We start from the raw sequence: 408 nt of genomic DNA, 5'->3' as shown, positions 1-408 counted from the left end.
ATATCAGGCCCTATCCGCCGGAGAAGAAGACCGGCAAGCGGGTCGCCGTCATCGGCTCCGGCCCGGCCGGCATGGCGGCTGCCCAGCAGCTTGGCCGCGCCGGTCACGACGTCCATGTCTACGAGCGCGAAAGCCGGCCCGGCGGGCTGATGCGCTACGGTATTCCCGACTTCAAGATCGAGAAGCACTATATCGACCGGCGCATCGAGCAGATGCAGGGCGAGGGCGTGACCTTCCATTGCGGCGTCAATGTCGGGGTCGACAAGCCGGTCGCCGAACTGCTCGCCGAACATGATGCCGTGCTCTATTGCGGCGGTTCCGAAACGCCGCGCGCGGCCGGTATTCCCGGCGACGATCTCGGCGGCGTGCATGACGCGATGCCCTATCTGGTGCAGCAGAACAGGCGGG

1 protein-coding gene is annotated in these 408 nt (G+C 66.4%); it reads left to right on the top strand.

Annotated features, from left to right (window positions below):
- Positions 1–408, top strand: a 408-nt coding sequence (locus tag EN879_RS38630; RefSeq protein WP_127274840.1) for an NAD(P)-binding protein, incomplete at both ends; no start/stop codon positions are given.

Source organism: Mesorhizobium sp. M7A.F.Ca.AU.002.02.1.1 (assembly GCF_003998535.1).
Taxonomy (GTDB): Bacteria; Pseudomonadota; Alphaproteobacteria; order Rhizobiales; family Rhizobiaceae; genus Mesorhizobium; species Mesorhizobium ciceri.
The sequence above is the reverse complement of the archived record's forward strand: the minus strand, read 5'-3'. Positions and strand labels throughout refer to the sequence as shown.